At 61.8% G+C, this 6,063-nt stretch carries 7 protein-coding genes and 1 pseudogene; all 8 read right to left on the reverse strand.

Annotated elements, in window-relative coordinates; translation table 11 throughout:
* Positions 1-26 precede the first annotated feature (26 nt).
* Positions 27-422 carry an ATP-binding protein gene (locus CKO42_RS25385; RefSeq protein WP_200251688.1) on the reverse strand — a complete coding sequence of 132 codons (396 nt, stop codon included), beginning with the start codon at positions 420-422 and terminating at the stop codon, positions 27-29.
* Positions 416-895, reverse strand: a complete 480-nt coding sequence (locus CKO42_RS25390) for an AlbA family DNA-binding domain-containing protein (RefSeq protein ID WP_200251691.1) — start codon at positions 893-895, stop codon at positions 416-418. Before CKO42_RS25390 ends, CKO42_RS25385 begins: the two co-directional genes overlap by 7 nt.
* A gap of 96 nt (positions 896-991) precedes the next feature.
* Entirely contained in the window at positions 992-1,240 is a 249-nt protein-coding gene (locus CKO42_RS25395) for an RpnC/YadD family protein (protein WP_200251693.1), read from the reverse strand.
* Positions 1,241-1,499: 259 nt separating this feature from the next.
* Entirely contained in the window at positions 1,500-2,273 is a 774-nt protein-coding gene (locus tag CKO42_RS25400) for a DUF1828 domain-containing protein (protein ID WP_200251695.1), read from the reverse strand.
* Entirely contained in the window at positions 2,270-2,731 is a 462-nt protein-coding gene (locus CKO42_RS25405) for a DUF6978 family protein (RefSeq protein ID WP_200251697.1), read from the reverse strand. Before CKO42_RS25405 ends, CKO42_RS25400 begins: the two co-directional genes overlap by 4 nt.
* A gap of 79 nt (positions 2,732-2,810) precedes the next feature.
* Positions 2,811-3,045: pseudogene (locus tag CKO42_RS27690) on the reverse strand (NAD(P)-binding domain-containing protein); the annotation flags it as partial.
* Positions 3,046-3,245: 200 nt separating this feature from the next.
* On the reverse strand, positions 3,246-4,262 hold the full coding sequence (locus CKO42_RS25415) for an Rpn family recombination-promoting nuclease/putative transposase (RefSeq protein WP_200251701.1): 1,017 nt from the start codon (positions 4,260-4,262) through the stop codon (positions 3,246-3,248).
* A 353-nt stretch (positions 4,263-4,615) separates the two neighbouring features.
* Positions 4,616-5,671, reverse strand: a complete 1,056-nt coding sequence (locus CKO42_RS25420; RefSeq protein WP_200251706.1) for a hypothetical protein — start codon at positions 5,669-5,671, stop codon at positions 4,616-4,618.
* Between the last annotated feature and the right edge of the window lie 392 nt (positions 5,672-6,063).

The raw sequence follows: 6,063 nt of genomic DNA on the forward strand, positions 1-6,063 counted from the left end.
GAAACTCGCCAACTTCATTGACTTCTTCAACGACAAGCTGGCCAAGCCGTTTCGCTGGACCTATACCGGGAAGCCACTCGCGGCTTGATTGGCTGGTCGGTATCAGGATTTTCACAGCAAAGCACTAAGGACTTCATGGCTTCCGCAATGATGGGATTGCGATAACTGTTGCGCATGGGGAAGTTTTCGGGTGTCGCCTCGCCATACAACCCGCCGGGGCTCTGAATTTCCACGAAGTCGGCAAACACATAGAAACGGATCGGCGTATTGCTGTCGCAATTCCGGTGCATGACGGCGTTCATCAGGAGCTCGCGCAGTGCCCATTCAGGGTAGTCGGGAACCAAGCGCTCTTCGAAGCCGGAACCTTTCTTCATGCTGGTCTGAATGATCAGCCGAACACGACCTTCCAGTTCCTTCAGCACCGAAAGCAGGTCACCCGTGCGTCGAAGGAGCGCGCGCGCGCCACCCTGCGTTCTGAGAGAATGCGCTCGTCTTGTTCGTTGGCGATCCCTCGCCGCGGTCCGACCCGGACCCAAACCCGCCCCTTGTAACGCACCGGCGGAAGGTCCGAGGGCAGCACCTCGACCACTGCCAATTCCCCGCCTTGCAGAGCGAATCGCGCGACGTTGATGGCCGGTTGCGGCAGCAGGTTGCCGTCCGCACGGATGGCGGCGAGATTTTTCAGCAACGCATCCGTCACGGTCAGACCAGAGAGGGTTCCGTCATCATCGGCGCCGATCATCAGATACCCAGGCTCCCCATGGCCGGGTAGATCGTTGGCGAACGCGCACATCGCTTCGCCGAACTTGTCGGTCTTGCTGGTCGATGTGGTCCGCTCGACTCGGTCGGATTCAAGATCGCTCAGTAAGACCTCCAGCTGGTCTTGCGTCAGCATGTCATTGCCTTCAATGCGCTGATCATTATCGGTGCGGAGTCTGACCAAAAGCGGGGGGAAACCGGGACGGGGCGGCCTGGGCGCAGGTTGGACGGCTCAAGACGCGCGTTTGAGCTGGGTCAGCCAGGTGTCGCCGTCGGGGCTGAGCAGGAGTTGATCGGCAAGCTCTTCGAGCTGATCGGGGTCGCTGATGCGGGCCAGCAGGGGCTGGCTCTGCTCGGCAACCTCGGGGCCAAAGCGGCGGCGGGCTTGCCGAATCAAGATTTGCCGGGTGGTTTCGCGACCTTCCTCTAGGCCCTGCTGCTTCCATTGGTCGGTCCAGGTTTCGACGTTGTCGGCTAGCATGTGATAGACGGTAGTGCTCCAGATCTGTTGTGCCCACCACTCAAGCTCCTGATTTATTGAGCATTAATAGTATTTGCCAACAGTTCTGGAACACAACCCTTGCGCTGACTGGTTCAGCTGTGAAGACGGCGGGTATGAGAACAGCTGGCGGCGGTTGGGTCAAGGGTTAGGCGTGGTCTGACTCGGCGAGCGACAGGGGTCGATTGGGGGCAGAGAAGCTGAGGCTCCCCACGGCCAGGCGCTTGCGCGGCGTTTTCGGTCATGCCACAGCGTCGAGTGCTTCGATAAACGTCTCCGGCTCAGACCAGCGTCGGACCTCAGACAGAGAATCCAGGAGGGTGAAATCCTCGTCTTGCCAAACGTCGGCGGTGTCATCAAAGAGGCTGATCAGCCTCAGTGCCTCTGGACCATAGGTGAGCTGATTGAGGTCATGCCACATCGCGAGCGTATGCTCTGCCACGGGGCGTGCCGATGAGCGATTCCCGGTGCTGAGCACCGACACCAGTGAGCCCCGTTCGGGCAGGATGACGTGAAAATCGGGCGTCCAACCGCGACCGGAGCGGCCTACCATCTTCGGTCTGCGGTCGAAGCGTATCTCGCGCTCAAGCAGAAAATCGGAGACTTCGTCGGCAACAGATTCGACAGCGCGGGTCCTGAAGGTGAACCAGAGATCAGACACCCTCAGGCACGCCTGTGCCACGCGCAGCGTCACGGTCGCTAATGTCATCCCTGGTCTGCAGCGGGCTAGAAGCATGCCTCTGAACTGCTCGATGCCGTGAGTGAGGCACACGTCTGCGATCAAGGCGTTTTGTTTCGGTGTCCGCTTGGGCGATAGGGTCTGCGAGCGCAGCCAGCGCAGGGTTTCGCCGAGGTCGGAGACGATCAGGCCACCGTCCTTTTCGGTGACGAATAGATCGATGTTGTCTCCATCCGGATACAGGAAGGGCGTGCGGATTCGTTCGTGACGATCGTTGGTAACGCAGGTGAACAGCCCACCAAGCTCGTCTGCTAGGGTTTCACAACGCGTTGTCATTGCAGCCAGAATAGATCGTCTGCAGGCGGTGCTGGCGGATGCATGCGACCGCGATGGACGATCGCCGCTTCTGCACAGAATTGGTTCCAAGTTGCGACCGGATCTGACGCAGTCGCGGTGATGTCCACGGGCTTGTAGGCCTCTTTGTCGCGACCCTGTTCCGTCCAGCGATGCTTGTGGCACTCCCCCACTTGGTTGCACTGCGGATTATGGTGATCTTTTCCGAGGTCGAGGCCGTAGATCCGTCCATCGGTCTTGAGGATCAAGCTGTAGCTCAGCGCCGGTATGAGCGGATTGTATGTGCCCTTGATGAACAAGGGCCAGCCCCCTGCTGACGAGACCTCCATGCGAAACTCGACACAGTGCGAGTGATCTTCGTCTGTGGTCCAGCGAATATCGCCAACGATCTCCTTTGTCTGATCGACAAGGATACTTTCGAACTCAGCGCCGCCTAGCATGATGCCATTCCCTCATGGTCTCAAGTCGCCGACGGCGGCGTTGTTCTGGAGATTGGAAAAACCGGGACGCATAGTGCCTGGGGTCGCTGCTGCAGCGCAGGTGGCACGCGGCGGCGAGGTCTTCGGGCGTGGTCTCGCGGGTGCTGTCGTGGCCGGCTTGCAGCTCGGCGACGCGGGCTTGGTGGATGTCGAAGCCGATGACCGACCGGGCGCTGCTTGCCGAATTCGACCGCGAGCGGCAGGCCGACGTAGCCCAGGCCGATGATGGCGATGGGGGTGTTGGGGTCGGTGAGGTGCGCGTGGGTTGGGGGCATGGGGTGCGGGTTGGTTGGCTTGCTGGGTGGTGGCTGCTTGGTGGCTGCTTGGTTGTTGGGTGGTTACCTGCCGCGCTTTGGTGTCTGCTGTGAGGTTGCTTTCCCTGCGCTGGATTCCGGCTTCCCGGCCGGAATGACGGACGGGTGGGCCGGAATGACGGTCGGGAGGGGTGGCCGGGGTGACGGTAGGGTGAGCCGGCTCAAGACGCGCGTTTGAGCTGGGTCAGCCAGGTGTCGCCGTCGGGGCTGAGCAGGAGTTGATCGGCAAGCTCTTCGAGCTGATCGGGGTCGCTGATGCGGGCCAGCAGGGGCTGGCTTTGCTCGGCCACCTCGGGGCCAAAGCGGCGGCGGGCTAAGCGGGAAAGGATGTGCCGGGTGGTTTCGCGACCTTCCTCGAGGCCTTGCTCTAGGCCCTGCTGCTTCCATTGGTCAGTCCAGGTTTCGACGTTGTCGGCAAGCATGTGATAGACCTCGCTGAGATCGTTCATGGGGGTGACCGACACCCCGGGTAGACGTTTGGGGAGGAACACCCGCCCGAACCAGACGGCAAAGGCGCGACGCAGGCTGCTTTGCTCGGGCTCTTTGAGCCAGTCGACCAGGGCGCGCACGATGGCCAGGGCGTCCTCGGCGCTGCGGCTGGCTTCGAGGCGAAAGAGCGCGGCGCTGAGATTGCGGGTCGGGGCCTGTTCGGCCTTCCCCAGACGTTGCTCGTCAAGCAGCAGATAGGCTTGCTGGGGACGATAATCGGCCAGGACAGATGGCGCGGGCTCGATCAGGGGCTCGAGGCTCTCGGCGGCGTTCCAGACTTGGGCTCCATTGTAGAGCACGATCGGCAGCACCAGGGGCAGACGTCCGTGGGCGCTGAGCTGTTCGGCGCGGATGAGGTCTTGGTAGAGCAGGCCGATGTAGGTCTGGATGCGTACCGCCATCCAGGCGTCGATGGTGGATTGGAATTCGAGCAGCAGGTAGACGTAGAGCCAGTCCTCGCCCCAGCGGAGGCGCCAGATGAGGTCATCGGCACGGTCGCGCAGGTCTTCGGTGACGTAGCTGCCGCTGCAGCGCTCGAGGGTGCTGAGATCGAGGCTGTGGACCCAGTCGCCGGGGACGAAGCCCGTGAGCAGGTCGCGCACCATGGCGGCGTGGGCATAGAGCAGCTTGTAGCCGCTGTCGTGGGTCGGCTCGCGCCGTCGCGGGGTCGGGGGTGCCGGTGGTTTCATGTGACGGGGCGCTGTTTGCCGAATTCGACCGCGAGCGGCAGGCCGATGTTGGCGACGAGGAAGGTGAGGTCTTCGTTCACCGGGTGCTGGGTCCGTCGGATCAAGGTCGCGGGCAGGCTTCCGCCCGCCCTGTCATGTCGGCAAGGGCGGAGGCTGTGATCGGGTTGTTCTTGCGCTGACTGGTTCAGCTGTGAAGACGGCGGCTATGAGAACAGCTGGCGGCGGTTGGGTCAAGGGTTGGTTGGGGTTTGTGCGCTCGCGGTGGACCCAGTGCTAGACGCGGGATTCTTTGCTGAGCCTAAATAGGGGTCGGGTCCGGTTTTTCCGCGGTTTTTCCGCATTCGCTTGCGGGTCTATGCCGCTTCTAGGCGATCTGGAAGCTGGGAACGCGCGATGATGCCCTTATTGACCAATAAGGTCTGGACGACAGCTTCGCCAACATGAAAATGCCGTGCCGCGGCGGCGATGTCGTCGCTGTCGGGGCTATCGGTCTTTAGGTATTCGAGCAGCTCGCTGAATGGGCACAATAGGCTTTGGGCGAAGGCTCGCTGGAATTTTTGCCGCGCGGTACTGCTGTCTGCAATCGGTCCTAGCGATGTATCGCGGGCCCAGAGCGTGTCGCCTAGGGCGCGGCACAGCTCGAAGCGTCTGGCCGTGGCCCATCTGGCCCGTAATGCGGTGGTTTGTCGTCCCGTCGGGCCTTGGTCGCTGATGCGAAGCCCATAGTGGAGGCGATCAGTCCCTGCCTCTGCTCGAACACTCTTGACAGCCGTTCCTAAGAGATCGGCGAGCCGTTTGTTTCTCATGGGGCCGCGCTCCATGCCGGCGATAGCGCGGGTCTGTTGCGCGGCTTGCTCGGCGGCGACCCAGGGTGGCTCGGTTGGCTTGCGCTCGATCTCTGGGATGCGCGACAACAGGTGCGAAAAGTCGCAGCGGTGGCCCTTTTCTCGGGTTGTCTGTAGCTCGCGCTCCAGGATGTGGGAGGCTTGAGCAGACGGTACTGCTGCAATCGCCTCCTCGACGGACTCGAGCCCGTGGTGATTGGCGAGTGTGTTGAGGGTTTGGATGTGTGCGTCAGGCGCTTGATCAGGGTCGAAGCCAAGCCGCGCCTCGAGTCGTCGCCAACGCGCGGTCTGTGGATCTGAGCGTTCTTGGCGGAGGGCATCGATCAGTGCGCGCAGTGCTTGGCCATCCAGGGTGAAACCTTGCTGTTCATCAGCGACGCGGTTGAGGAAGTCGTCCACCTCGCGCTCGAAGTGGGCAGCGTCGATGTAGACGATGGCATCGGTAAGATAGCGCACCGGGCCGACGACACCGACCGGGTCAGCTTGGCTGAGGAGGCCGATGCGGTCGAGATCTCCCCAGAGGCAGAGCCGTGGCCAGCTGTAGCCACCACCGACGGCGGCCATGTCATGCGCTATTCGCCATGGGGTTGTGCTGAGTCCATTGGCGGGAATCGTCTCCCAACGCAGGCGCCACCAGTTGTCGCAGAGCCAGAACGCAAGGGGGGCCGGCGCCGCGAGCAGAGCGTCGTCGTGCAGCTGGCCTTGTTCGCGAATCAGGCTGGTGAAAACCGTTTCTCCCGCAGCGATTCGGATCTGGCACGGATGGGTGCAGCCTTGTAATGATGTCGCCTTGAGGAGTACGCTATAACCTCCTGATGAAGCAGAGTAATGGAATGGTCCGCCCCGCTCCTCCAACACACCCCGAGCGGGCACAATAAGCGATGATGAGAACCCATCGTCAACCAAGGTAGCGGAGCAGACCAATGACAGAGACTCACAAAGACCGGGCCATCACG

Origin of the sequence: Lamprobacter modestohalophilus (assembly GCF_016583905.1) — a bacterium.
In the GTDB taxonomy this organism is placed as follows: Bacteria; Pseudomonadota; Gammaproteobacteria; order Chromatiales; family Chromatiaceae; genus Lamprobacter; species Lamprobacter modestohalophilus.

What these genes read in the sequence shown, in the direction of transcription:
- CKO42_RS25390 (WP_200251691.1), bottom strand. Translation starts at nt 895, where the DNA reads ATGCTGACGCAAGACCAGCTGGAGGTCTTACTGAGCGATCTTGAATCC.
- CKO42_RS25400 (WP_200251695.1), bottom strand. Translation starts at nt 2,273, where the DNA reads ATGACAACGCGTTGTGAAACCCTAGCAGACGAGCTTGGTGGGCTGTTC.
- CKO42_RS25395 (WP_200251693.1), bottom strand. Translation starts at nt 1,240, where the DNA reads ATGCTAGCCGACAACGTCGAAACCTGGACCGACCAATGGAAGCAGCAG.
- CKO42_RS25420 (WP_200251706.1), bottom strand. Translation starts at nt 5,671, where the DNA reads ATGGCCGCCGTCGGTGGTGGCTACAGCTGGCCACGGCTCTGCCTCTGG.
- CKO42_RS25415 (WP_200251701.1), bottom strand. Translation starts at nt 4,262, where the DNA reads ATGAAACCACCGGCACCCCCGACCCCGCGACGGCGCGAGCCGACCCAC.
- CKO42_RS25405 (WP_200251697.1), bottom strand. Translation starts at nt 2,731, where the DNA reads ATGCTAGGCGGCGCTGAGTTCGAAAGTATCCTTGTCGATCAGACAAAG.